The following is a 25,185-nucleotide window of genomic DNA, read 5'->3' as shown; positions in this document are numbered from 1 at the left end:
TTCCCGTCACGCGATAACTGGAATCAGAGGCCCAGGTCGGCTTCGAAGGAACCTTCCTCAAGGCGGGCCCTGAGGGTCTGCAGGAAGCGGCCGGCGTCGGCACCGTCAACCAGGCGGTGATCGTACGTGAGGGACAGGTACATCATGGAGCGGATGGCGATCGAGTCGTCACCGTTCTCGTCGGCAACGACAACCGGACGCTTGACGATCGCGCCGGTCCCCAGGATGCCCACCTGGGGCTGGTTGATGATCGGCGTGTCGAACAACGCTCCGACGGACCCGATGTTGGTGATGCTGAAGGTACCGCCGGACAGCTCGTCCGGACCGATCTTCCCTTGGCGCGTACGGCCGGCGACATCGGCGATCTTGCTGGCCAGGCCGGCAAGGTTCAGGTTGCCGGCGTCGGAAATGACCGGGACCAGCAGGCCCTTGTCGGTGTCCACCGCAATCGCGAGGTGTTCCGCGTTGTGGTAGGTGATTTCCTGCTTGGCTTCGTCGTACGCGGCGTTCAGCTTGGGGTGCTGCTTCAAGGCTTCGGCCACGGCCTTGGCGATGAACGGCAGGAACGTCAGCTTGACGCCGTTCTGGGCCTCGAAGGAGCCCTTGGCCTTGAGGCGGAGCTTGGCGATCTTGGTCATGTCGACCTCGTGCACCTGGGTCAGCTGCGTCGAGGTTTCGAGGGACTCGCGCATGCGGCGGGCGATGACCTGGCGGATGCGCGGAGCCTTTTCGACGGTACCGCGGAGCGAGGAGGCCGCCACGGGGGCCGGAGCAGGCTTGGCGGGAGCTGCGGACGCCGGGGCCGGAGCAGCGGCTGCTGCCTTCTTGGCGTCGGCCGCGGCAAGCACGTCCTGCTTCCGGATACGGCCGCCGACGCCGGTGCCCGTCACGGTGGTGATGTCGACACCGCTCTGGTTGGCCAGCTTGCGGACGAGGGGGGTGACGTAGCCGGACTCGTTCGAAGAGGATGCGGGTGCGGCAACCGGTGCCGGGGCTGCCGGTGCCGGCGCTGCCGGTGCGGCGGCTGCGGGTGCCGGGGCTGCCGGCGCGGGTACGGATTCAACAACGGGTGCCGCTGCTGCGGGCGCTGCTGCTACGGGTGCCGGTGCTGCTGCGGGTGCAGGCGCTGCTGCGGCGGGAGCGCCCGAGCCGATGACGGCAAGAACGGAACCGACTTCAGCGGTGTCGTCTTCGTTGACGCGGATCTCGAGCAAAATGCCGGCCACGGGGGAGGGGATCTCGGTGTCGACCTTGTCCGTGGAGACCTCGAGGAGCGGTTCGTCCACCTCGACGGTGTCGCCGACGGCCTTGAGCCAGCGGGTGACGGTGCCTTCGGTGACGCTTTCACCCAAGGCGGGGAGAGTCACGTCGTGACCCGATGCCTCGCCGGATGCTGCGGCGGGGGCTGCGGCTTCTTCGGCTGCGGGAGCCGGTGCTGCTTCAGGCGCTGGTGCTGCTTCAGGTGCGGGGGCTGCCGGTGCTTCTTCCGCAGGTGCGGCGGCGGGCGCTGCAGCGCCGTTGCTGCCGCTGCCGATCCGGACCAGGGGAGCGCCGACTTCGGCGGTCTCGTCTTCAGCCACGAGAATTTCTTCGATGATGCCGGCAATAGGAGACGGGATTTCGGTGTCTACCTTGTCGGTGGAAACTTCGAGCAGGGGCTCGTCGACTTCCACTCGGTCACCAACCTGCTTGAGCCAGCGAGTGACGGTGCCTTCGGTGACGCTTTCACCAAGGGCGGGCAAGTTAACGGATTCAGACATGTCGTCCCCGTTCTCCTTATTGATCTTTAGTGCGGATGAGTGTTGCCTGCTGGGGTCCTGCGCCCGCAGTTCGTGCGGGCGCAGGACCGGGTGTCTTGCGTAAAGACTTAGCCGTGGAGCGGCTTGCCGGCCATTGCGAGGTGGACTTCGCCCAGGGTCTCGTTCTGCGTCGGGTGTGCGTGGATGAACTGCGCCACGTCCTCCGGGTGGGCTTCCCAGTTGACGATCAGCTGTGCTTCGCCGATCTGCTCGCCCATCCGGGAACCGATCATGTGGATACCGACAACCGGGCCGTCCTTCTGGCGGACAACCTTAACGATGCCGCCCGTGCCCAGGATGGAGCTCTTGCCGTTGCCGGCCAGGTTGTATTCCTGGGTCTGGACCTGGTCCTCGCCGAACTTCTCCTTGGCGCCCTTTTCGGTGTAGCCAACGGTGGCGATTTCGGGTTCGCAGAAGGTGACCTTCGGGACGTTCACGTCTTCGACGACCACTGGGTTCAGGCCTGCGATCTCTTCGGCGACGAAGATGCCCTGCTGGTACCCGCGGTGGGCCAACTGGACGCCGGGGACGATGTCGCCGACGGCGTAGACGTTGCCGACGCCGGTGTGCAGGCGCTCGTTGGTGATGACGAAGCCGCGGTCGAGGGTGATACCTGCTTCTTCGTAACCAAGGTTGGCGGTGACGGGGCCACGGCCCACGGCAACCAGGAGGAGATCGGCTTCGAAGGTCTGGCCGTCAACCAGGGTGACCTTCACGCCGTTGTCGTCCTGCTCGACGCCCTGGAAGAAGACGCCGGTGCTGAACTTGATGCCGCGCTTCTTGAAGGCGCGCTCAAGGTTCTTCACGATGGCGGTGTCTTCGTTGGGAACGAGGGAGGGGAGGCCTTCGACGATCGTGACGTCGACGCCGAAGGACTTCCACACGGAAGCGAATTCGACGCCGATGACGCCGCCGCCGAGGACGATGACGCTCTTGGGGATGTAGTCCATGGTCAGCGCTTCATCGGACGTGATGACGCGGCCGCCGATTTCCAGGCCGGGCAGGGACCGGGAGTAGGAACCCGTGGCCAGGACGATGTTCTTGCCCTTGTAGGCTGTGCCGTTCACGACGACGGTGTCGGTGCCCTGCAGCTTGCCTTCGCCTTCGATAACCGTGATGCCCCTGGACTTGATGAGTCCCTGCAGGCCCTTGTACTTACCGGCGACGATTCCGTCCTTGTAGGCGTTCACGGCCGTGATGTCGATGCTGTCCAACGTGACGTTGACGCCGTACTTGGCGGAATCGCGTGCGTGGTCGGCCAGTTCCGCCGAGTGCAGCAGGGCCTTGGTGGGGATACACCCGTTGTGAAGGCAGGTGCCGCCGAGCTTTCCCTTCTCGACGAGGCCAACGGTGAAACCAAGCTGAACGGCACGCAGAGCCGTGGCGTAGCCGCCGCTGCCGCCACCGAGTACCAGGATGTCGAATTCTTGCGCAGTTGCCTGATCGGCCACTAGGACGCTCCCTCGCGTGAGCGATGACACGCGACTACGCGTCATCTGGTCTTGGAACTTGTACTGCCGCGATTATGCCAGCACCGAAAGTTCTCTTGCATTTGTGACTACCGTGGTTCACCTTAGCGAACCACTTATCCATGCTCCACCCTGCCGAGGCATTTGTGGGGCGCTTGTGGCCAGACTCACGTCGGGCCGTGGGGCCGGTCATGGACCGGCCCCACTTGGGGACCTGCTTAGGCCGTGGCCAGCACGTCTTCGACGTAGGCGAGCAGCGTCCGGACAGTGCAGCCGGTGCCTTGCTTGGGCGTGTAGCCGTAGGGGCTGCCGTTGTTGAAGGACGGCCCGGCGATGTCGACGTGTGCCCAGGGGATCTGCTTGCCCCCGGCGTCCTTGCCGACGAACTCGCGCAGGAACACGGCCGCGGTCATCATTCCGCCGTGGCGTTCGCCGATGTTGGCGATGTCCGCCACCTGCGAGTCGAGGCTGGCGCGCAGTTCTTCCGGCAACGGCATCGGCCAGACGAGTTCGCCTGCGCGGTCCGCAGCGGACTTGAGGGCGCCCGTGACGGCGTCGGAACCCATGACGCCGGCAGTGCGGTTGCCGAGGGCGATCAGCTGGGCCCCCGTCAGGGTCGCGACATCGATGATGGCGTCCGGCTGCTCGAGGCTGGCCGCGACGATTCCGTCCGCCATGACCAGGCGTCCCTCGGCGTCGGTGTTGAGGACCTCGACCGTCTTGCCGCCGTACACGGTGAGGACGTCCGCCGGGCGCTGTGCAGCGCCGGAGGGCATGTTCTCAGCGATGCAGAGCCATGCGGTCACCTTGACGGGCAACCCAAGCCCCGCGACGGCTAGGACGGTATTAAGTACGACGGCGGCGCCCGCCATGTCGCTCTTCATGTCGCCCATGCCGAGGGCAGGCTTGATGGAAATGCCGCCCGTGTCAAAGGTGATGCCCTTGCCGACAAGCGCGATCTTCTTGGTGGCCTTGGCCGGGGCGTACTCCACCTTGACGAGGCGCGGCTGGCGGGTTGAACCCTTGCCAACGCCCAGGATTCCGCCGAAACCGTCCTTTTCGAGGCGTTTCTCGTCCCACACGGTGACCTTGACGGGCAGTCCCTTGGAGAGTTCCCTGGCAGCTTCGGCAAAGGACTCCGGGTAAAGGTGGCTCGGAGGCTGGTTGACGAGTGTGCGGGTGGCGTTGACCGCGCGTCCCACGAGAAGTGCCCGATCGAGCGCGGGCTGGACGTCCTTGCCGTCAAACGCCGTGTGGATCAGGACCTTGCCGACCGGATCTTTGAGGCCGTCCTTGGTGGAGCGGTGCTCCGTATAGGAATAGGAACCCAGCACGGCGCCTTCGGCGACGGCCGCGACGTCGGCGAGGGAGGCCGTCGGGAGGGCCAGGGTCACGGAGGACAAACCGGCCAATTGGCGGACGGCGGATCCCGCAGTCCGGCGCAGGGTTTCCTCGGCGAGGAGGGCGTCGTCGGCGACCTTGCCGACACCTGCCAGGACGAGGACGCCCGAACCGGTCTCCGGAAGACCCGGCAGACGGTGTACCTGATCGGGTGCTCCCGTGATGCCGAGGAGGCCCAATGAAGCTGCGAGTGTTTCCGCGGCCTTCGCGCCCAGCGGGTTCCCGAGCAGTATTGGCCCGTCTTCCCCCTGACCCACGGCTATCACGAGTGCGTCGCTGGGCGCCTTCTTCAGGTCCTTGGCAATAGTGCCAAGGGTGATGTCTGTAGTCTTCACCACGAGGATTTGTCCTCATCTCTCTCTGCATGGCTTGGCCGGGCTGCATGTTAGGCGCCCGGCCCTGGTACCCCTCGGTTGTCCGCTTGTGACAACGTCGGTGGTTGCTTGGGTCCGCACACGGCGGCACGTCTCGATCGTAGTCTGTCTGTTGCGGGGGAAAGCAATTAAATGAGAGTTGCGGCACATTGGCCGACAGGAATGCGCGGCCGGTCCGGGGCGTTGTACCAGTACATAGAGCGTGGCCGGCCGCCGAGGCGTCTGCTGCGGCGTGCAGCCGCCTGCTCCTCCAAGAATTTGAAACTGCGAAAGGAACATGCCGTGTTTGAACGGATTTCCGGCTCACTCCTTGACCCTGAGTCGCTCTATGCGAGCAACATCGAGCTCTTCCACAGCCCGGATATCAGGGGCCTCAACATGCTGATGGGCTTCACCGGATTCGCTGATGCCGGTCACGTGGTCCAGCAGATTAACCGGGAACTACTGGATACGCTCGAAGTCGAAACCGTGGCTGTGTTCGACGCCGACCAGCTCATTGACTACCGCACGCGCCGTCCCCACATCAGCTTTGTCGAAGACCATTTGGAGGACTACAAAGCCCCTCAACTGGCGCTTTACAAGCTTAATGACGGCTTGGGCGAGCCGTTCCTCCTGCTTGCCGGTTTTGAACCGGATCTCCAATGGGAGCGTTTCGCGCGCGCCGTCGTCGGGATTGTGGAAAAACTGGACGTCAACCTGGTGACCTGGATCCACTCCATCCCCATGCCTGTTCCGCACACCCGGCCGGTTGGTGTCACGGTGCACGGTAACCGCCCGGAACTCATCGAGGGCATTTCCACGTGGAAGCCGACTGTCGAGGTTCCTGCGGCCGTCGGCCACATCCTCGAGTTGCGGCTGGTCGAGGCGGGGCGGAAAGTCGCCGGGTACGTCATCCACGTCCCGCACTACCTCGCCGATGCCGAGTACCCGCCGGCAGCGGTCGCAGGACTCGAATACCTCGGTGCGGCCACCTCCCTGATGCTGCCGACGGACCGGCTTCGCGAGGCAGGCAGGGAAGTGGGCAGGCAGATCGCCGAACAGGTGGAAGCATCCGAGGACGTCCAGCAGGTGGTTTCGAAGCTGGAGTCCCGCTATGACGACAAGGCCGAGGGGACAGTCCGCCGTTCCCTGCTCGCCGACGAGAATGACGAACTGCCCAACGCCGAGGACCTGGGCGCGGCGGTTGAGGCGTATCTCGCACGTAAAGATGCGCGCCCATAAAGCAGCTTTAATGCGGCCCCGGGCATAATGGAAGGGTGAACGCACCCCGCGCCTGGCTCATTTGGACGATTGGGGTGCTTGCCTACCTTGTGGCGGTCGCCCAGCGCACATCCTTCGGTGTATCCGGGCTGGAGGCTACCGAACGGTTCCATGCCAGTGCTGCGGCCATTTCCTTCTTCACGGTGCTTCAACTGCTGGTTTACGCCGGCCTCCAGATACCGGTCGGGCTCCTGGTTGACCGCTTCGGCTCGCGTGCCATGATCGCCAGCGGTGCTGTGCTCATGGGCCTCGGCCAACTCCAGTTGGCTTATGCCGACGCTGTTCCGGCAGGCGTGCTCGGCCGCGTCCTCGTCGGCGCCGGTGACGCCATGACATTCGTCTCCGTGATCCGCCTCGTGCCGATCTGGTTCGCGCCGGCAAGGGTTCCGCTCGTCACCCAGCTGACGGGAATGTCGGGCCAGCTGGGCCAGCTCATCAGTGTGGTGCCGTTCGCGCTGGTCCTTCATTCGGCGGGCTGGAATACGGCCTTCCTGGCGTTGAGCTCGTTGTCGGCGCTCGCCGTCGTCCTTGTTCTCGCCTTGCTCAGGGACGTTCCGCCGGGTCACCCGCCGCGGGAGAGCGCCCAAGGCCTACGCGCCACAGGCGTGACACTGGCCCGTGCCTGGAAGCAGCCCGGGACGCGCCTGGGACTCTGGTGCCACTTCACGGTCCAGTTCAGCGGCAACGTCTTCGCCATGTCCTGGGGTTACCCGTTCCTGGTATCGGCGCAGGGCCTGAACCCGGCCACCGTGTCCGCCTTGATGGGACTCTTCGTCGTCACCAGCATTCTCGTGGGGCCGTTGTTTGGAACCTTCGTGGCCAGGCACCCCATGCGGCGTTCGGCCATGGTCCTCCTGATTACGGCGGCCACCGCGCTCGCGTGGGCTGCGGTGCTGCTGTTGCCGAGCAGGGCGCCCCTATGGTTGCTTGGCTTGTTGGTGGTTGCCCTGGCCATCGGCGGCCCCGGGTCCATGATCGGTTTTGATTTTGCCCGGACATTCAATCCTTCCCACAGGATCGGCACCGCCACCGGCATCGTCAACGTGGGTGGCTTCGTTGCGGCCCTCGTGACGATCTACTTGGTGGGGCTCATCCTCGACCTCCTCCACACGAGCGGTTTCTCGGGCGGGGAGCTGTACGGCCTGGCACCCTTCCGCATCGCATTGAGCGTGCAGTTCCTGTTCCTGCTCGTGGGTACGGTCCTGATCCTCATGACCCGTCGCAAAGTGCGCCGCCAAATGGCGGCACAGGGGGTACACGTCCCGCCACTCCTCGTATCGCTGGCAAACCAGCGCCGACGCCGCGTGGAATTGCGCCGCGAACGTTTAGCGAAGCAGCGGAGCTCCACGCCGTAGCCTGCTCTCACGGTGTTCCCCCACAGGCGCTGACGGACACCTTTGTCCACATACCGCAATTGAGGCCTGCCGTCGCCCGCGATTGATGCCAATGCTGGATTCATGACAGCAGACAACCGTGTGACCATCTCCCGTCCTGAGGACATCCTCGGCTTCATTCCGCACGCCTTGGGACTCTGGCCGAAGGAGAGCCTCGTTGCCATCACGCTGTGCGGGCAGACACTCGGCGCCACACTCCGTGTGGACCTTCCGCCCGGGAGATCCGAACGCGTGCTTGCCGCGTACTCACGGAGGATCGGTGAGTACCTGGAAGCTGACCATGACGCCGATGGCGTGCTTTTGGCATTCTTCAGCGACAACGGTTGGGACGATGGCGGCGCCGTGGCACACGGCATGCCGCTTCTAGAAGCCTTGGAACCCGTCCTGGTCCGCGGTGGATTGGCGTTGCGGGATGCCTGGTTCATAGGTTCCGATTACTGGCGAAGCGCATTCTGCACCGACCTGGAGTGCTGTCCCCTTCCCGGGCGTCCCGTGGACCAGATCCTGGACAGCCGGCTCAACGCGGAAATGGTGTTCAGGGGGAGCAGCGTCAGGAAATCGCCGCGGTTGTTGGGGCCCGGCGACCAGCCTGTCCTTGATCCCGAATTCATGCGTGCGGAAGACGCCATGCTTGGGGAGTTGCTCCTGCGGTGGCGGCGCAGGAAGTCGTTCGAGGAAATGCTGGATGTGTGGACGGGGGTCCTCGATTCCTGCCGTCCGGAGGAATTCGACGGCGAGGCTGCGGCGTTCCTCCGGGCAAGCTTGAGGGTTCCTGCCTGGCGCGACGCCGTGGTGGTCCTGGCGGCTGGCGGGAAAGCTGTAGCCTGCGGCGGTGCGGAAGCCTTCGGCTTCTTTGAACATGAGGACGATGACGCGGATTCATTGGCCCTTCCGCCCGGGCTCTGTCCCCCGGCACCAACAGCGGGCACGGCACCAGTGGCCGGCAAGCCCACTGAGGCTGCGGATCTCAGCGTCATGCGCTACGGAGACGTACTCCTGGGCCTTTACCCGGAGAACCCCGACTGGAAGCGGTTGACGAGCCTGGACCGGGTTCTGGCGGCGCTCTCCCGGCACGGCGGTGGGGAGGCGCGCGCCGCAACGCTCACGATCCGCGGGTGGATTCAGTGGTGCCGGGGGAGCGGTTCGTTCGCCCACGAACTCCTTTCGCAGGCTGACGCTGAGCAACAGGGCTATCGGCTCGCCGAACTACTCGCCGAGCTGGTGACGCGCGGAACGCTCTGCGGCTGGGCCAAAAGCAAGTCCTCCGCGTGGCGGAAGTTCGGTGGGGCGGCCGGATGACCCTGGAACTCAAAACCGTGAGACAATGGTTGCCGAGACCCGGTTGGGTCCGTGTTTCAAGTGCCATGAACGTCCCCTGAACTCTAGGGAACATTAAGGCGCCGTCGGGAGTTTTACCTAAAGACTCTGCAGTCGGCGATGGCACTTGATGTTGATCACGGACTTGACAGGGTCATAGTGGTGTTGCCCCCATGGTGATTCCACAGACCGCCGCTAGAAAGGTTTTCTGTGACCCCGTCTTCCGCCGAGAAGGAACCCGCCGCCCTGGCCGAACTGTCCGCCGAAGAAAAGAAGGCGGCTACAGCTGCGAAGCGTGCGGCAACGCGTGCTGCCAATGCTTCGACTGCAGGTGCAGAGAAGCCGGCACCCAAGAAGCGCGGGCCCAAGCCCGGCGCCAAGGCCGCTGCCGAAGCAGCCAACAAGTCCACCGGCGCCGACGAGGACTCCGAAGAAGCCGAGGATTTTGACGCCGTCGTTCCCGACGAAGCAGAGCTCACGGAGGACGTCGAGGAAGGCGAAGAGGGCAAGAAGCCTGCCACGACCGGTTCCGGCTTTGTCTACTCGGATGCCGACGACGACGATGCGCCTGTCCAGCAGGTCATGTCAGCCGGCGCCACGGCCGACCCCGTCAAGGACTACTTGAAGCAGATCGGCAAGGTTGCCCTGCTGAATGCTGAGCAGGAAGTCGACCTTGCGCTCCGCATTGAAGCCGGCCTGTTCGCCGAAGAGAAGATCAACGCCGACGACGGCTCCATGGACCCGAAGCTCAAGCGTGAGCTCGAGTTCATCATCCACGACGGCAAGAGGGCCAAGAACCACCTCCTCGAGGCCAACCTGCGACTCGTGGTCTCTTTGGCCAAGCGCTACACCGGCCGCGGCATGCTGTTCCTGGACCTCATCCAGGAAGGCAACCTGGGCCTGATCCGTGCAGTGGAGAAGTTCGACTACACCAAGGGCTTCAAGTTCTCCACTTACGCCACCTGGTGGATCCGCCAGGCCATTACCCGCGCCATGGCTGACCAGGCCCGGACCATCCGCATCCCGGTCCACATGGTGGAAGTCATCAACAAGCTGGCACGTGTCCAGCGCCAGATGCTTCAGGACCTTGGACGCGAACCTACGCCTGAGGAACTGGCGCTCGAGCTGGACATGACTCCCGAGAAGGTTGTTGAAGTCCAGAAGTACGGCCGCGAGCCCATCTCGCTGCACACGCCGCTTGGCGAAGACGGCGATTCCGAATTCGGCGACCTCATCGAGGACTCCGAAGCGGTTGTGCCGGCGGACGCTGTGAGCTTCACACTCCTCCAGGAGCAGTTGCACTCGGTGCTCGATACCCTGTCCGAGCGTGAAGCAGGCGTCGTTGCGATGCGTTTCGGCCTTACCGATGGCCAGCCAAAGACTTTAGACGAAATCGGCAAGGTCTATGGAGTCACCCGCGAACGCATCCGTCAGATCGAATCGAAGACGATGTCCAAGCTGCGCCACCCCTCGCGGTCGCAGGTTCTGCGCGACTACCTTGACTAAAGGAACGGACACCCTGCCTTAACCGGCACAGCCCGTCAAGAAGTGGACCCACGGATTTGTCCGGGGGTCCACTTTTGCGTCTGGAGGCATTTCGCCTAGGCGCTGTTCCGTTCGAGTGCCCGGCCAATGATGCGAGTGCCTTCCGGGAAAGCGGAGGGGTTGGGTCCTGCGTAGTTGAGCCGGATGAACGGTCCCGCCGGTTCGGCCGGGAACCATTCCGTACCGACCGCGATCATCACCCCGGCATTCTCGCAGTCGCGGGTCAACTTTTCGAGGTCCGTCCCGTCGGGCAGGCGTGCCCAAAGGTTCAGTCCTCCCTTGGGGATGAGGCTGAGATGGGCCTGGGGGGCGTGCTCGCGCAGGCTTGAGACCAGCAGGTCGCGGCGTGACTGGAGCTGATGGCGGAGGCTTCGCAGATGCGTCTGCCAAGCCGGCTGGGTGACGACATCGAGGGCCGCAGCCTGCAGCAATCCGCTGACATACATCGACTCGGCAGCGCGGTCCGCGAGGATACGTTCGCGGGCGGGGCCGCGCGCGATGACGGCGGCGACGCGGATGGCGGGTGAAACGCTCTTCGTGAGGGAGCGTAAATAGACCACGTGGCCGGAGTCGTCACGTGCGGCAAGCGGTACCGGCGTCGACGTGATGCCGAAGTCGTGCGCCCAGTCGTCCTCGACGAGGAACGCGCCGTACTCCCGGACGACGTCCAGGACTTCTTCGCCCCGCCGGGTGGACCATTGCGCTCCAGTGGGGTTGGAATAGTTCGGTTGGGCGTAGAACAACCGCGCGCCCGTCTCCTCAAAGGCCCTGGCCAATTCTTCGGGATCCGGCCCATCGGCTCCGCTGGGTACCGGGACGATGCGGACTCCGGCTTGCGTCGCGGCCAGGATGGCTCCCCAGTAGCTCGGAGATTCCATGAGCAGCGGCTGCCCGTGGCCGACCAATGCAGTGAAGATCGAGCTGAGGCCGCCTTGGCTTCCGGGCAGCACGATGACGTCGCTCGGTGTTGGCGGGGTGAGCCCTGCCGGGGTCGCGGTGCCGAGTTCGTGCGCGAACCAGGACTGCAACTCGGGAAGACCGGCCGCCGGAGGCCGGGACAAAGCAGCGTCGCCGCGGGCCACGCGGGCGAGAGCGGCCCGCACAAGCCGCTCCGGCAGGAGTTCCCGGTCCGGGTATCCGGAATGGAAGGCGATAGTGGCGTTCGAGGTGTCGCGCATCGTAGTGGAGGCTGAACGGGGAGGCGCCTGCGGTGCACGCAGCGCCGCGGTTTGCCAGCCGTAATCCGAGGGGCGTGCTGACCGGACGGCCCGCACGAAAGTGCCGACGCCGGGCCGGCTCTCGATCAAGCCCTGCGAAGTGAGCGTCTGCAAGGCTTTCTGAACCGTCACAGGGCTGGCCTGGTACTCGGCAACCAGTGACCGGGTGGACGGAAGCCGGGATCCCGGCGCGGCCCCGGCGATCCATTCCCGCAGTCGCATCGCAATCCTGGAACTGCTATCGTTGTTCATGAGAGACAATAGTAGCGCTACTACAATTATTCGGCCAGTGATACCGTCGCGCTCGACAACCGGCCTCTGGTGGGGACTCCTCGGAGTAGCGGCGTTCTCCTTCACTGTTCCCTTCACCCGGGTGGCGGTTGGTGGGCTGTCGCCCCTGTTCATCGGCTCCGGCCGTGCCGTCGTCGCGGCGATGCTCGCGGCATTCGCCCTCACCCTCACCAGGCAGCGGCTGCCTCAAGGCAGGCAATGGGCGCGCCTGGCCGTGGTCGCCGCCGGGATTGTTGTCGGGTTCCCCTTGCTCACCTCGTTCGCGCTCACGACGGCGCCGGCCAGCCACGGCGCCGTCGTCATCGCCCTGTTGCCGGCAGCAACGGCAACTGCCGCAGTGCTCCGCGGACGCGAGCATCCGCCTGTCGCCTTCTGGCTGGTCACCGCCGTAGGCGCTGGTGCGGCCATCGCATTCGCATTCGCGCAGTCCGGTGGGTTCGGGCAACTTGACTGGGCGGATGTGCTGCTCCTCGGAGCTGTCATTGCTGCGGCAATCGGCTACGCGGAAGGCGGCCTGCTCGCCCGCGAACTCGGCGCATGGCAGACCGTATCGTGGGCGCTCGTCCTGGCCTTGCCGTTGATGGCCGGACTGTCGGCGCTCTCCATGGCCCAACAGCCGCCGTCGGCCTCGCCGGTCCAGTGGGCTGCTTTTGCCTACCTCGGAGTCGTCAGCATGTTCTTCGGCTTCTTCGCCTGGTACCGGGGTCTCGCCATTGGACCCATGGCCAAAGTCAGCCAGGTGCAACTCGTCCAGCCCGTACTGAGTATTTGTTGGGCAGGGCTGTTGCTGGGCGAATCCCTCGGCTGGACCACGATTGTCGGTGGTCTGGCCGTCATCCTTTGCGCCGGCGTCGCGGTCCGTGTCCGGCTCAATCCGCAGAGACCGGAACAGAACCGCTGAAGACCAACACAACAGATCGCCCGTCCCACGATAGGAAGAATAGAACCATGTACATCCCAGCGCATTTCGAGGCCGGTCCCGACGTACTCCACGACCTCCTGACACGGCCAAGTGCGGCGAATCTGGTCACCATGACGACGCAGGGCCTGCTGGCGACCTTCCTGCCACTTATCTACGATCCCTCGATCGGCGAATACGGCGCGCTCCACGGGCACCTCGCCCGAACCAACTCCCAATGGTCTGAGCCGGCGATCGGAGAATCACTCGTGATCATCCAGGGCGCGGACGCCTACATCTCGCCCTCCTTGTACGCATCGAAAGCAGATCATGGGCGCGTCGTCCCGACGTGGAACTACTCCACCGCGCACGTTTACGGCAAGCTTGCCGTCCATGAGGATGCCGCGTGGCTGGGGAACCATGTCAGGCAGCTGACCAACCTCAACGAAGCCGATTCCGAGCGGCCGTGGTCCGTGGACGACGCGCCGGAACGCTACGTCTCCGGCCAGTTGCGTGCGATCGTTGGCATCGAGCTGGTCATTACCCGTATCGAGGCGAAGGCCAAACTGAGCCAGAACCGGCCCGACAAGGACATCGACGGGGTGGTGGCCGGGCTTGATGCCCAAGGGCACAAGGAGATTGCTGCCGACGTCGCCCGGGCCAGGCGGGGAAGTTAACGCAACGGCCCCCTCCATTCGGAGGGGGCCGTTGTCTCTGTGAAATTATGTCAGCCGGGCGGCCGCTGGGGCCGGCCACTTAGGCTAGTCGGTGAGGACTGGTTCCTTCTCCTGAAGGCGACCGGTCTCGTCATGCCAGTCCGAAGTCATCGGCCGCAGCGTGGCCTCTACTGCACGTGCGTGGTGGCCGCAGAAGAGCAGCTCACCGCCGGAGGACTCGAGTACAACGCGGACATATGCCTGGGCCCCGCAACGGTCGCACCGGTCGAGTGCATTGAGTGTGCGGTCTGCAACTGCTGTTGTCATGTTCGGCCTCCTTAGTAGTTCTGTGTATCCATATAACCAGCATTCGAAGCAAAACCATGGCAAGGATGGGTCACGTTCGCTGTCCGCGTATCACATGTGCGTAACACCGGGAAGTGGCGTCCAGCACGATTGGGAGTGGCAGCTCTCGTCCGGGCTCCGGGCCAGCTAGCCTAGGAGGAGTGTTTTTTGCCTCTGTTACACCCCCGAAGGAGCGCCCCGCCCGTGGCACCGAGTTCTGAATACAACGCCCGGCACCTTTCAGTCTTGGAAGGCCTGGAGGCGGTCCGCAAACGTCCGGGCATGTACATCGGCTCCACCGACTCGCGCGGCCTCATGCACTGCCTGTGGGAGATCATTGACAACTCCGTGGACGAAGCGCTGGCGGGCTTCGGGCATGACATCCAGATCATCCTGCACGCGGACAATTCGGTGGAAATCCACGACGACGGCCGCGGCATCCCGGTGGACCTGGAACCCAAGACGGGGCTCACCGGCGTCGAAGTCGTCTTCACCAAACTGCACGCTGGCGGAAAGTTCGGTGGCGGCTCCTACACGGCGTCCGGCGGTTTGCACGGCGTTGGCGCGTCCGTAGTGAACGCGCTCTCTGCCCGCCTTGACGTGCAGGTGGACCGCGGCGGCAAGACGTACCAGATGTCCTTCCGCCGGGGCGAGCCCGGCCGATTCAAGGACATCGGTTCGAAGCCCAGCCCGACGTCGGTCTTCGAACCGTTCGTCGAGAACTCGGTGCTCGACGTCGCGGGCAAGGCCAAGCGGGGTGTCACCGGTACCCGCATCCGCTACTGGGCAGACCGGCAGATCTTCACTCCGGACGCGAAGTTCTCCCTCGAGGATCTTGCGGCGCGCGCCCGCCAAACGTCATTCCTGGTTCCGGGCCTCAAGCTCACGGTGCGCGATGAGCGCCGGCTCCCCGGTACCCCCGGCGAAAACGGGCCGCACCAAGAGGTTTTCCATCACGACGGCGGCATTTCCGAATTCGTCGACTTCCTCGCCGCGGATTCGGGCGTCACTGATATTTGGCGGCTCCATGGTGCGGGCAAGTTCAAGGAAACGGTTCCGGTCCTTGACGAAAACGGGCACAGCAAGATCGCGGAAGTGGAGCGGGACTGTGAAGTGGACATCGCGCTGCGCTGGGGAATCGGCTACGAAACCACCATGCGGAGCTTCGTCAACATCATCGCCACCCCCAAGGGCGGCACGCACCAGGCAGGCTTCGAGCAGGCGCTCCTGAAGACCTTCCGCAAAGCCGTCGAAACGAACGCGCGCAAGCTCAAAGCGGGCAACGACAAGATTGAGAAGGACGACATCCTGGCCGGCCTCACGGCAGTGCTGACGGTCCGCTTGGCAGAGCCGCAATTTGAGGGCCAGACCAAGGAAATACTGGGCACTTCGGCCGTCAAGGCTATTGTTGCCAAGGTTGTCGAGGACGAGATCACAGCGCGCCTGAACTCGGCGAACCGGAACGACAAGGCCCAGTCCGCCCTGCTGCTCGAGAAGATCGTCAGCGAAATGAAGTCCCGCATCTCGGCCCGCGTCCACAAGGAAACGCAGCGCAGGAAGAATGCGCTGGAAACGTCGTCGATGCCCACCAAGCTGGCGGATTGCCGCACGGACGACGTCGGACGTTCCGAGCTGTTCATCGTGGAAGGTGACTCCGCCCTTGGCACTGCCAAGCTGGCGCGGTCCTCGGACTTCCAAGCGCTGTTGCCGATCCGTGGCAAGATCCTCAACGTGCAGAAGGCATCAGTGGGGGACATGCTCTCCAACGCGGAGTGCGCCGCCCTCATCCAGGTAGTGGGTGCCGGTTCGGGCCGGAGCTTCGACATCGACGCCGCCCGGTACGGCAAGGTGATCCTGATGACCGACGCGGACGTCGACGGCGCTCACATCCGTACGCTGCTGCTCACGTTGTTCTTCCGGTACATGCGTCCGATGATCGACGAGGGCAGGGTATATGCGGCAGTACCGCCGCTGCACCGGGTGGAAGTCATCAACGCGGGCCAGAAGGCCAACGAGATGATCTACACCTACTCCGAGGCCGAACTGCACGTCCTGCTGGCCAGGCTCGCCAAGGAAGGCAAGCGATACAAGGAACCGATCCAGCGCTACAAGGGCCTCGGTGAAATGGACGCCGAGCAGCTCGCCGAGACCACCATGGATCCGCGCCACCGAACCCTCCGCAAGGTGGGCATCGAGAACGCGAAGATGGCGGAAGACACGTTTGACCTGCTGATGGGATCGGACGTCGCCCCGCGCAAGGACTTCATAATCGCCGGCGCTGCGGACCTGGACCGGGAACGCATCGACGCCTGATCCGGCGGGCCATATCCGACGCCGCTCAGCCCAGCAAGCCCGGCACGATCAGCAGGCCTGTCGGCACCGCGAGCAACATGGCCGACGCCGCAAGCACCAAGGTGCGCTGGGCCGCCGGAAGCGGCGGCTTGGGTGAGAGCAGCCGGCTGACGCGCGACGCCGTCGTACGCGGTGAATCGGCGCCGCCGGTGCCGCTCAGCGAACTGCCTTCGGGGGAAGCGTCCTGCCCGCCTGTTCCGGGAGGCGCGAATTGCTCCACGGGACCGGCGGAGCCGCTCGCCACGATCGCAATCGCCTTAATGAGCGTCCCCTTACTCTCGGTGCGCAGGGCCACATCGTCGGCGAGCATTTCGATCAGGGAGTTGACCGCAACCTGGGCGAGTCGCGTCGTTGGGAACCAGGGCAGCGCCTGGCGCCACGCCGCGAAGGCCCACAAAAGAAGGTCGTGGCGCTGGGAAAGATGGGCATTTTCGTGGATGAGGACCGCCCTGAGCTCGGCGGGCTCCAGGGCGGCCATGAGGCCGTCGGACAGGACAGTCACTGACCTTGCGCCGCCGGGCAAGCAGTATGCAACGGGGGAGTCGTGGTTAATGACCACGGTGCCAGGGCCGTCGTCGGACGGTGAGGCCAGAAGTGCGAGGAGTTCGCGGTGCCTGCGCCGCTGCCGTTCGATCTTGACGTAGGTGAGCAGCAGGGTGAACACGAGATGGGCGCTCAGCAGCGCCGCGGCGGACAAAGCGAACAGGTGCCAGAAGCCCAGTGCCGTGGTGGGCTCGTTGTGAAGCACCATGCCGGCCAAGGAGCGCACGCCTGCAATAAGGTTGTCGCCGATGGGCTCAAGCCCGTAGACGAGCATGGCCCCGATCATGGAGAGGCCACCGGCGAGTGCGATGGCTTGCCAGAGGACCATGGCCATGAATGGCGCGCGTGAAGGCCACTCGGCGCGCGAAAGGAGGACAGGAACCGGCCAGGCCAGCACCAAAGCAAGGACCGCCAGAAAATATGAGGTCCAGAACATGGGTGGTTAGTTTTTGCCGAGCAGCTTGCGCAGCGTGGCGGCTTCACTCTCGCTCACGGAACCGATGAACCGAGCCAGCACGGCTTCGCGGTCCGGGGCGGAACCCAAGGCCTCGTGCATGAGGTCCGCCGTGTGGTCCGCGCGGCTCGAAACAGCCTGGTAGCGGTGCGGGCGGGTGCCGCGTTCGCGCTCCACGAGGCCCTTCTTCTCGAGGCGGGACAAGACAGTCAGCACTGTGGTGACTGCGAGGTCCTTACCCTGGTGTCCTGCAATCCCATCCGTGGCGGCGGAATCCTGCGCCAGCAGATCACGAAGTTTGTTGGCTGTCGCAGCCTCCTGGCCCGCCCAAAGGAGATCCATGACCGCCCGTTCCAGTTCGCCAAGACTTGCCATCAACGCATCCCTACTTTCCGCACTTCCCTTGCCGGTTTGCGTGGACCGGGGGAAGTGCGATGATCCAACATTCCACCATCAATCTACCGCTTTTCAGGCGGCGATTCTACGTGAGGTAGAACATGCGGCGCGGCGTGTCCTTGCGGCACTGTGACGCCGCTGGAAGAGTGGTGAGCAGATCGCAGGGGGTTTGTTCTACACTGTGTAGAAGAAGTCAGTTCTACGTAACGTAGAAAAAGGACGCCGCAAGCGGGCGTCGGGACAATAAGGACAGCCATGGACGCCTTGGAAATCGCACGCTGGCAATTTGGAATCACCACGGTCTACCACTTCATGATGGTGCCGCTAACCATCGGGCTGGGGCTCGTGGTGGCCGTCATCCAGACCCTTTGGTACCGCACGGGCAAGGTTGAATACCTGCGGATGACCAAGTTCTGGGGCAAGCTCTTCCTCATCAACTTCATCATGGGTGTGGCCACGGGCATCGTGCAGGAATTCCAATTCGGCATGGCCTGGAGCGAATACAGCCGATTCGTCGGCGACGTGTTCGGTGCGCCCCTGGCCCTGGAAGCGCTTCTCGCGTTCTTCGTGGAATCGACCTTCCTGGGACTCTGGATCTTCGGCTGGAAACAACTCAAGCGTGGCGTCCACCTCGCGTGCCTCTGGATCGCCGTGATCGGCTCGGTCTTCTCGGCCTACTTCATCATCGTGGCCAACTCCTGGATGCAGCACCCCGTCGGCGTCACGATGGTCAACGGGCGTCCCGTCATGACCGACGCCTGGGCAGTCTTCACCAACAACACCGCCATGGTGGCGGTACCCCACACGCTCTTCGGCGCGCTGGCCGTCGCCGGTGCCTTCCTTCTGGGCATCGCCTGGTACCACCTCTGGCGCCGCCGCCACGATGGCATTGACACCATCGGAGCCGACGGCCGGGCCATCGCGGGCGAAGCCGACATCCCAGGACGGGACAAGGCCGACTACAAGGTGTGGATCAACTCCCTGCGGATCGGCGCCGTCGTCGCCATGATCTCCTTCGCAGGCACTGCGTTCACGGGCGATTTGCAAGGCAAGCTGATGTTCGAACAACAGCCCATGAAGATGGCCGCGGCCGAGGCCGCCTGCCACGACGGCACCGGCTTCTCGGTGCTGAGCGTCGGCAACCTCGGGTCCAAGAGCTGCAACGACATCGTGGCCGTGATCGAGGTCCCCGGGATCCTCTCCTTCCTGGCCAAGGGTGATTTCAACACGGAAGTGAAGGGCGTCAACAGCCTCCTCGACGAGTACAAGGCCAAGTACGGCACCCACCTGCCGAACAATCCCCTGTACGGCGATCGGGCAGGCCAGGAAGTCCAGTACGTACCGGTCATGGAAGTGACCTATTGGGGCTTCCGCATGATGATCGGCTTCGGCGGGATCGCTGCCTTTGCCGCATTGCTGGCCTTGTGGGTCACGCGCAAGGGTATGGTCCCGCAGGCCCGCTGGATCATGCGCCTGGCGGTCTTCGGCATCCTCGCTCCCTTCGGCGCCAACGCCGCCGGCTGGATCTTCACCGAAATGGGCCGGCAGCCGTTCGTTGTCGCGCCCAATCCGGACGCCAGCGGCGTCGACCAAGTGTTCATGTTCACGGCCGCGGCGGTCTCACCGGGCGTCTCCGCCGCCGAGCTCATCACGTCGCTCGTCGTGTTGGCATCCATCTACGCGGTCCTGCTGGTGGTCGAAGTCCGGCTCCTGGTCAAATACGCCCGGGGTGGCGTGGTGTCCGCGATGCCTGAGCTCGCCGAAGCCCGCCACGGCGAGAAGAAACAAAAGAAGGACGACGACGGCGGGACGCCGGGTGCCCCGGGCCAGCCCGGTGACAGCGACGACGTCCTGGCATTCGCCTACTAGGAAGCAAAGGGATCTTTCGAATGGAACTGTTGCCTACCGTCTGGTTCGTGGCCATCGCCGTGCTGTGGACGGGTTACCTCTTCCTGGAGGGCTTCGACCTCGGCGTCGGAATGCTCATGAAGCTCTTCGCACGGAACAACACCGACCGCCGGGTATTGCTGAACACCGTCGGCCCGGTGTGGGACGGGAATGAAGTGTGGCTGCTGACCGCGGCCGGTGCCACCTTCGCCGCATTCCCGCTGTGGTACGCCTCGCTGTTTTCGGCGCTCTACCTGCCGCTGCTCATTGTCCTCGTGGCCCTGATCTTCCGGGCTGTGGCCTTCGAGTACCGGGGCAAAGTGGACAGCGCCCGCTGGAGGACCGTCTGGGACTGGGCCATTGCCTTGGGCTCGTTCACGGCCGCGTTCGGCATCGGCGCCGCGCTGGCGTTGACCACCACCGGGCTGCCGATTGACTCGAACGGCGACCGCCAGGGCGGGCCCTTTGCCTGGTTCAGCGGATACGCCGTGCTGGGCGGATTCGCCGTGGTCGCGTTCGCCTTGGTGCACGCCCTTGCGTTCCTGGCCCTGAAGACCGACGGCGAAGTGCGCCACCGCGCGCGCCGCTGGTTTGTGCGGCTCGCCCCGCTCGCACTGCTGCCGCTGCTGGCATGGATGGTGTCCCTGCAGCTGCTCAGCGGCAAGCCGTTGACATGGATCCTGGTGATCCTCGGAGTCGTGGCAGCCGCAGCAGCGTGGGTGCTTGCCCGCAAGGGAGCTGAGGGCAAGGCCTTCGGGGCCCTGGGTGGGTTCCTCTTGTGCGCCACCGCCTCCATCTTCGGTGCGGCGTTCCCCGTGGTCATCCCTTCCACCTTGAACCCCGCCTTCAACCTCACCATTTCCAACGCATCGTCGTCCGCTTACACCCTGGGGCTCATGAGCATCGTGGCTGCCGTGGGGTTGCCCCTGGTCATCGCCTACCAGGCGTGGACCTACTGGGTGTTCCGCCGTCGCGTGAGCGCAGCGCATATTCCCGCCGCACATGGTTTCCTGCCGGCCATCGCGGCAAAGGTCCTGGTCGGCCAGTCGGCACCGGGCGGACCAGCTGCGAAACGCGCACCCCGCGACGCCGGCGAGTAACGGATGAAGCCCCAGCTGTCCGCCGGACCCGCCACCCGATCCGCTTTGTACTTCCTTGGTCTGTTGTCCTCCCTCAAGGCTCTGTCCCTGGTCCTGATTGCACAGGCCATCGCGGGGATGTTGTCCGGACTTGCTGCGGGCAGCATGGGGTGGCGCGAAGGACTCCTCTGGGGTGCCGCTGGCGCGGTCCTGCGTTCGCTGACGGTCTGGGGCCAGGGAGTCGCGGCGCGCCGGGCGGCCCTCGGGGTCAAGGAGGAGCTGCGGTCCAGGCTGCTGGGGCGCGCCCTCGGCGCCGGAGCTGCCGGACGGATCGGCGACGTGAACGACGGCGGGCTCGCCGTGCTCGCGACACGCGGACTTGACGCACTGGACAATTACTACACCCAGTTCCTGCCCGCCTTGGTCAATTGCGCCGCGTTGCCCCTGCTCCTCGGCGCGCGGATCCTCTTCGCGGACTGGGTCAGTGCCGTGGTTGTGGTGCTGACCTTGCCGCTGGTCCCGTTGTTCATGGTGCTGATCGGCCACCACACCGAGGACCGGGTCCACGAAGCCCAATCCACGCTGCGGAGGCTCTCGGGGCACATCCTGGAGTTGGCCAAGGGACTTCCCGTGCTGGTGGGACTGGGCCGCGCCGGTGAACAGCGCGCAGCCCTTGAGGACCTCTCAGAGGAATACCGCTCGCGCACCATGGGAACACTGCGGACTGCCTTCTTGTCGGCCCTCGCCCTGGAGCTGATAGCCTCCATCTCCGTCGCGGTCGTCGCCGTCTTCATCGGCGTGCGGCTCGTGGCGGGAGACATGGGCCTGGAAGCCGGCCTGCTGGCCCTCATCCTCGCCCCCGATTGCTATCTTCCCCTGCGCGAGCTGGGTACGGCCCACCACGCTAGCGACGACGGGCGTGAGGCTTTGGCCGCAGCCAACGCCGTGCTGGAGTCGCCGGCGGGCCGTCCGCTGAACGGATCTTCCGGCACCGAAGTTTCCGGCGGCGTCGTGGTCACCGGACTGACGGTGAGGTACACGGGGAGGGTGGCTGCCGCCGTCGGGCCAATCGACTTCAAGGCACCAGCCGGACAGATCACCGCCCTTGACGGCCGCAGCGGTTCGGGCAAGAGCACCATCCTGGGTGTCCTGGCCGGTACGATCGGCGACGGGCCGCTGGCAACCGTTGAAGGCTCGATTAGCGGACTGGGTGCCGGCGCGGTGGCTTGGGTACCGCAGCATCCCGTCATGGTCGCCGGTACGGTGCTGGATGAGGTCGTCCTCTACCTGAACGGTGGGAACCAGGACGTTGCGTCCATGGACCGCGGGACCACGCCGGACGCGGACATTGCGAGGGCCATGCGTTGCCTCGAGCAGTCTGCCGCGGAGCACCTCGCGTCCAAAAATCCTGCCGAGTTAAGCCCTGGAGAACTGCGGCGCGTGGCTGTGGCGCGCGGTTTGGCGGGGCTCAACGCGGGAGCCACGGTCCTGCTGCTTGACGAACCCACCGCCCACCTTGACGTCGCGTCCGCGGACGCGATCCGTTCGGCCGTCGCGGGGCTGCGTGGTGGGGCGACTGTCATCCTGGTCGCCCACGACGCCGCGACCCGGAAACTGGCGGACAACGTCGTGAAGGTCGACGGCGGCGAGTTCACCAGCGGAACGGCGCAGGAGCAAGCCGGTCACGTGCGCCTGGAATCCGATGCATCTGCGCCGGCCCCGGTCCGGCGGGACACCAATCCCGGAACCACACCGGACGGAGCCCCCACGACAATCTCCACGCTCAAGGCCCTCGCGCGCATCCTGGCGCCCGTCCGTTACAAGTTCGCCGGTGCCGTCCTGCTCGCGGCGCTCGCCGCCATGTTCGCCGTGGCGTTGTCCGGGCTCTCCGGATGGCTCATCATCCGGGCCAGCGAACAACCGCCCATCCTGTACTTGCTCGGAGCCATCGTGGGCGTCCGGTTTTTCGGCATTGGCCGGGCGGTGCTGCGTTACTCCGAGCGGCTCGTTGTCCACGACACCGTGTTCGCCGGGATGACAAGGCTCCGGGGCGCGCTCTGGGCGGCGCTTAGCGCCCGGGCACTGTCATTGCGCCGCCTCCTGCAGGGCGGCAATGTGCTCGGAGCGGTGGTGGACGACGTCGATACGCTGCGCGACGTGCTGCCGCGCGTCGTCCTTCCACCCCTCTCCGCCCTTGCCGTAGCAGTGTCGGCGGTTGTCGCCTCGGCCCTCCTGGTTCCCGCCACCGTGCCGGCAGTTGTCGGCAGCGCCGTGGTTGGCCTTGTTCTCGCCCCTCTTCTTGCCCTGGCGGCGGACCGCAACGCGGCCCGTTCGGAGCAGCAACTGCGCTCACTCGTGCTGCGCGACGTTGCCGCAGCCCTCGACGCCCGCGCGGAGCTCAGCGCCAACGGCGTGGCCGGCACAGTCCTTTCGTCCTTGACCCGGAGGGACAACGCGGCCACCGCCGCCGCACAGCGTTCGGCCTGGGCTGACGGCATAGGCCAGGGATTGACGGTGCTGGCCTGCACCCTCGGAGCCTTGGCCGCGGGCATTCTCGCGGCACCGTCGGTGCAATCCGGAACTGTCGCGCCGGCTGTGCTGGCCGTCGTCGTCCTTGTTCAGCTGGCCCTCGCGGAGCCTTACGGGGCGGTGGTGTCTGCCGTGCGGCAGGGTCCGGCGTTGGCCGCAGTGCTGCGGCGGATCGCGCAGTCCGGCGCCTTCGATACGCCAGAAGCTGACGGCGGTGTGCTGGCGTTGCCGGATCGACCCGACGGCTCTGCGGGACTGCAGCTGGATGACCTCGAAGCGTCGTGGCCAGGCGGCCCGCCCGTGTTCAGCGGACTCAGCGCCGAAGCTGCCCCCGGGCATTGGCTTGCGGTCACGGGGCCCTCCGGCTCGGGGAAATCCACGTTGCTGTCCGTCCTGCTTGGCTTCCTGCCCGTATCATCCGGGAGGGCCTACGTCAGCGGGAATGCCGCTTGGTGTCCCCAGGAAGCCCACCTCTTCGACTCAACTATCCGCGGCAACCTGCTGCTCGCCCGCCCGGCAAGCCGCAAGCCCTCCAAAGCGGACATGGACAAAGCCCTGGCGGCCGTCGGGCTTTCCCGAGTGGTGTCCGGGCTTCCCGGGGGCCTTGACAGCCGCATAGGCCCCTCGGGTTCGTTCCTGAGCGGCGGAGAACGCCAACGGCTCGCTATGGCCCGCACGCTCCTCACCGGCGCAGACGTCCTGCTCCTCGACGAGCCCACCGCCCATCTCGACGCCGAGGCCGGACGCCTCATGATGGCGGAGCTGCGGTTCGGGCTGAAGGACGTCACGGTGGTCCTGGTCACCCACAACCCGGCCGACATCGCCGGGGGCGACTCCCCGCTGGATCTGGGCTCGTCCTCGGCGATTCCGGCGGTGGCGCGCGGAAACTAGCCGAGAAGCCGTCCTAAGATCGAGTCCACCGACTCGACGATATTGTCCACGAACTTCCTTGCGTCGTTCTCCCGGATGAGCGGCGTCGATTGGCCCGCCCACAGGGACATCAGGCCCGGGATTCCCTGTGCAGCCGCGGCGGGCCGGAACTTGCCGGTCAGCCAGTTCTGGATCGGGAACGGGGCATGTGCAGCAGGATCGGCGAGTTCCGCGATGATCCGGTTGGGAATACCGCGTGCCAAGCGGCCGCTGAGGGCCCGGGTCAGGACAGTGTGGGCGGCATCGGGTCCGCGCATCGCGGCCAGGTGAGCCGGACTGATGGCTGATTGCCGCGTGGCCAGGAAGGCCGAACCGATCTGGACCGCGTCCGCGCCAAGCGCCAAGGCGGCAGCGACTCCACGGCCATCAGAGATACCGCCTGCGGCGATGACCGGAACCGGGACGGCATCCACCACCTGGGGCACCAGGGCCATGGTCCCGACCAGCGAGTCCTCCGGGGCGCGGAGGAAGGAAACCCGGTGACCGCCGGCCTCCATCCCCGTGGCAACGATCGCGTCAACGCCGCCGGCAGCCAGGGCCACGGCTTCGTCAACAGTGGTTGCAGTACCTGCCACCACGATGCCGTTCCGGTGGGCCTCCTCGATGACAGCCTCGGACGGAACACCGAATACGAAGCTCAGCACGGCCGGTTGGGCATCGAGGGCCGCCTGGATCTGTTCCTGCAGATCCGGCAGGTAGGTGTCCGGTTGCGTGGGTGGTTCCACGCCCACCAACTCGAAATACGGCCGGAGGATGTCCACGTAGGCCGCGAACTGCCGGGCGTCTGCTGTCGGCGGCTCTTCGCCCTCGATGGGGAGCCAAAGATTCAGCGCGAAAGGTTTCCTTGTGGCCTCCCTAAGCTCGCGGGCCGTGGCGGCAATCCGCTCCGCATCGTATCCGTAGAGGCCGTAGGAACCGAGCCCGCCGGCCTCGCTGACCGCGGCCGACAGCTCCACCGATGACAAGCCACCGAAAGGACCAAGGACGATGGGCAAGTCAATATTGAAGAGGCGGGTTGCGCGCGTGTCTTTCCACGACATCTCAGCCGC

At 65.2% G+C, this 25,185-nt stretch carries 18 protein-coding genes; 10 read left to right on the top strand and 8 right to left on the bottom strand.

Annotated features, from left to right (window positions below):
* Window positions 1–23: 23 nt before the first annotated feature.
* The 3 genes from sucB to ACSVHC_RS02365 form a co-directional block, all read right to left on the bottom strand.
* Window positions 24–1,760 (bottom strand): 2-oxoglutarate dehydrogenase, E2 component, dihydrolipoamide succinyltransferase, encoded by a 1,737-nt coding sequence (gene sucB, locus ACSVHC_RS02375; RefSeq protein ID WP_437773228.1) that lies wholly within the window; start codon window positions 1,758–1,760, stop codon window positions 24–26.
* 107 nt (window positions 1,761–1,867) lie between these two features.
* Window positions 1,868–3,250, bottom strand: a complete 1,383-nt coding sequence (lpdA, locus tag ACSVHC_RS02370) for a dihydrolipoyl dehydrogenase (RefSeq protein WP_439180568.1) — start codon at window positions 3,248–3,250, stop codon at window positions 1,868–1,870.
* Window positions 3,251–3,486: 236 nt separating this feature from the next.
* Window positions 3,487–5,007, bottom strand: coding sequence for a leucyl aminopeptidase (locus tag ACSVHC_RS02365; RefSeq protein WP_437773230.1), 1,521 nt, complete (start codon window positions 5,005–5,007; stop codon window positions 3,487–3,489).
* Between the two features lie 318 nt (window positions 5,008–5,325).
* On the opposite strand from ACSVHC_RS02365, the gene ACSVHC_RS02360 reads away from it, so the two are divergent.
* From ACSVHC_RS02360 to ACSVHC_RS02345, 4 genes are all read left to right on the top strand, one after another.
* Entirely contained in the window at window positions 5,326–6,264 is a 939-nt protein-coding gene (locus tag ACSVHC_RS02360; RefSeq protein WP_236816974.1) for a proteasome assembly chaperone family protein, read from the top strand.
* A 35-nt stretch (window positions 6,265–6,299) separates the two neighbouring features.
* Window positions 6,300–7,658 (top strand): MFS transporter, encoded by a 1,359-nt coding sequence (locus tag ACSVHC_RS02355; RefSeq protein WP_439180567.1) that lies wholly within the window; start codon window positions 6,300–6,302, stop codon window positions 7,656–7,658.
* 102 nt (window positions 7,659–7,760) lie between these two features.
* Window positions 7,761–8,996, top strand: a complete 1,236-nt coding sequence (locus ACSVHC_RS02350) for a DUF4192 domain-containing protein (protein WP_439180566.1) — start codon at window positions 7,761–7,763, stop codon at window positions 8,994–8,996.
* Window positions 8,997–9,224: 228 nt separating this feature from the next.
* On the top strand, window positions 9,225–10,520 hold the full coding sequence (locus tag ACSVHC_RS02345; protein ID WP_437773233.1) for an RNA polymerase sigma factor: 1,296 nt from the start codon (window positions 9,225–9,227) through the stop codon (window positions 10,518–10,520).
* Window positions 10,521–10,615: 95 nt separating this feature from the next.
* Here the strand turns inward: ACSVHC_RS02345 and ACSVHC_RS02340 are convergent, their stop codons facing one another.
* On the bottom strand, window positions 10,616–12,028 hold the full coding sequence (locus tag ACSVHC_RS02340; RefSeq protein ID WP_437773234.1) for an aminotransferase-like domain-containing protein: 1,413 nt from the start codon (window positions 12,026–12,028) through the stop codon (window positions 10,616–10,618).
* Between ACSVHC_RS02340 and ACSVHC_RS02335 the strand changes: the two genes are divergently transcribed.
* A complete protein-coding gene (locus tag ACSVHC_RS02335; protein WP_437773235.1) occupies window positions 12,027–12,968 on the top strand; it encodes a DMT family transporter in 942 nt (313 codons plus the stop codon). The genes ACSVHC_RS02340 and ACSVHC_RS02335 overlap by 2 nt on opposite strands.
* Window positions 12,969–13,015: 47 nt before the next feature.
* Window positions 13,016–13,642, top strand: a complete 627-nt coding sequence (locus ACSVHC_RS02330; RefSeq protein ID WP_439180565.1) for an FMN-binding negative transcriptional regulator — start codon at window positions 13,016–13,018, stop codon at window positions 13,640–13,642.
* An 84-nt stretch (window positions 13,643–13,726) separates the two neighbouring features.
* Here the strand turns inward: ACSVHC_RS02330 and ACSVHC_RS02325 are convergent, their stop codons facing one another.
* Complete coding sequence (locus ACSVHC_RS02325; protein WP_437773236.1) at window positions 13,727–13,948, bottom strand: DUF7455 domain-containing protein; 222 nt, start codon at window positions 13,946–13,948, stop codon at window positions 13,727–13,729.
* A 222-nt stretch (window positions 13,949–14,170) separates the two neighbouring features.
* Here ACSVHC_RS02325 and ACSVHC_RS02320 point away from each other — a divergent pair, with 222 nt between their 5' ends.
* Window positions 14,171–16,279, top strand: a complete 2,109-nt coding sequence (locus ACSVHC_RS02320; RefSeq protein WP_437773237.1) for a DNA gyrase/topoisomerase IV subunit B — start codon at window positions 14,171–14,173, stop codon at window positions 16,277–16,279.
* 25 nt (window positions 16,280–16,304) lie between these two features.
* Here the strand turns inward: ACSVHC_RS02320 and ACSVHC_RS02315 are convergent, their stop codons facing one another.
* Both ACSVHC_RS02315 and ACSVHC_RS02310 read right to left on the bottom strand, forming a co-directional pair.
* A complete protein-coding gene (locus tag ACSVHC_RS02315) occupies window positions 16,305–17,297 on the bottom strand; it encodes a M56 family metallopeptidase (RefSeq protein WP_437773238.1) in 993 nt (330 codons plus the stop codon).
* Window positions 17,298–17,303: 6 nt separating this feature from the next.
* Window positions 17,304–17,690 (bottom strand): BlaI/MecI/CopY family transcriptional regulator, encoded by a 387-nt coding sequence (locus ACSVHC_RS02310; protein WP_078105520.1) that lies wholly within the window; start codon window positions 17,688–17,690, stop codon window positions 17,304–17,306.
* A gap of 276 nt (window positions 17,691–17,966) precedes the next feature.
* Here ACSVHC_RS02310 and ACSVHC_RS02305 point away from each other — a divergent pair, with 276 nt between their 5' ends.
* Genes ACSVHC_RS02305 through cydD form a run of 3 tightly spaced genes read left to right on the top strand, consistent with a single transcriptional unit; the run spans window position 17,967 to window position 24,097 of the window.
* Complete coding sequence (locus ACSVHC_RS02305; protein WP_437773239.1) at window positions 17,967–19,580, top strand: cytochrome ubiquinol oxidase subunit I; 1,614 nt, start codon at window positions 17,967–17,969, stop codon at window positions 19,578–19,580.
* Window positions 19,581–19,600: 20 nt separating this feature from the next.
* Window positions 19,601–20,698 carry a cytochrome d ubiquinol oxidase subunit II gene (gene cydB, locus ACSVHC_RS02300; RefSeq protein WP_437773240.1) on the top strand — a complete coding sequence of 366 codons (1,098 nt, stop codon included), beginning with the start codon at window positions 19,601–19,603 and terminating at the stop codon, window positions 20,696–20,698.
* Between the two features lie 3 nt (window positions 20,699–20,701).
* Window positions 20,702–24,097: a thiol reductant ABC exporter subunit CydD gene (gene cydD, locus ACSVHC_RS02295; protein WP_439180564.1), complete on the top strand. Its 3,396-nt coding sequence runs from the start codon at window positions 20,702–20,704 to the stop codon at window positions 24,095–24,097.
* Here cydD and ACSVHC_RS02290 read toward each other — a convergent pair.
* The gene (locus tag ACSVHC_RS02290; RefSeq protein ID WP_437773242.1) at window positions 24,094–25,176 is read right to left on the bottom strand and encodes an NAD(P)H-dependent flavin oxidoreductase; all 1,083 of its coding nucleotides are present in this window, start codon (window positions 25,174–25,176) and stop codon (window positions 24,094–24,096) included. The genes cydD and ACSVHC_RS02290 overlap by 4 nt on opposite strands.
* Window positions 25,177–25,185: the final 9 nt, after the last annotated feature.

Origin of the sequence: Arthrobacter sp. KNU-44 (assembly GCF_051843155.1) — a bacterium.
Lineage (GTDB): Bacteria > Actinomycetota > Actinomycetes > Actinomycetales > Micrococcaceae > Arthrobacter.
This window is presented reverse-complemented; position numbering and strand designations above follow the sequence as displayed.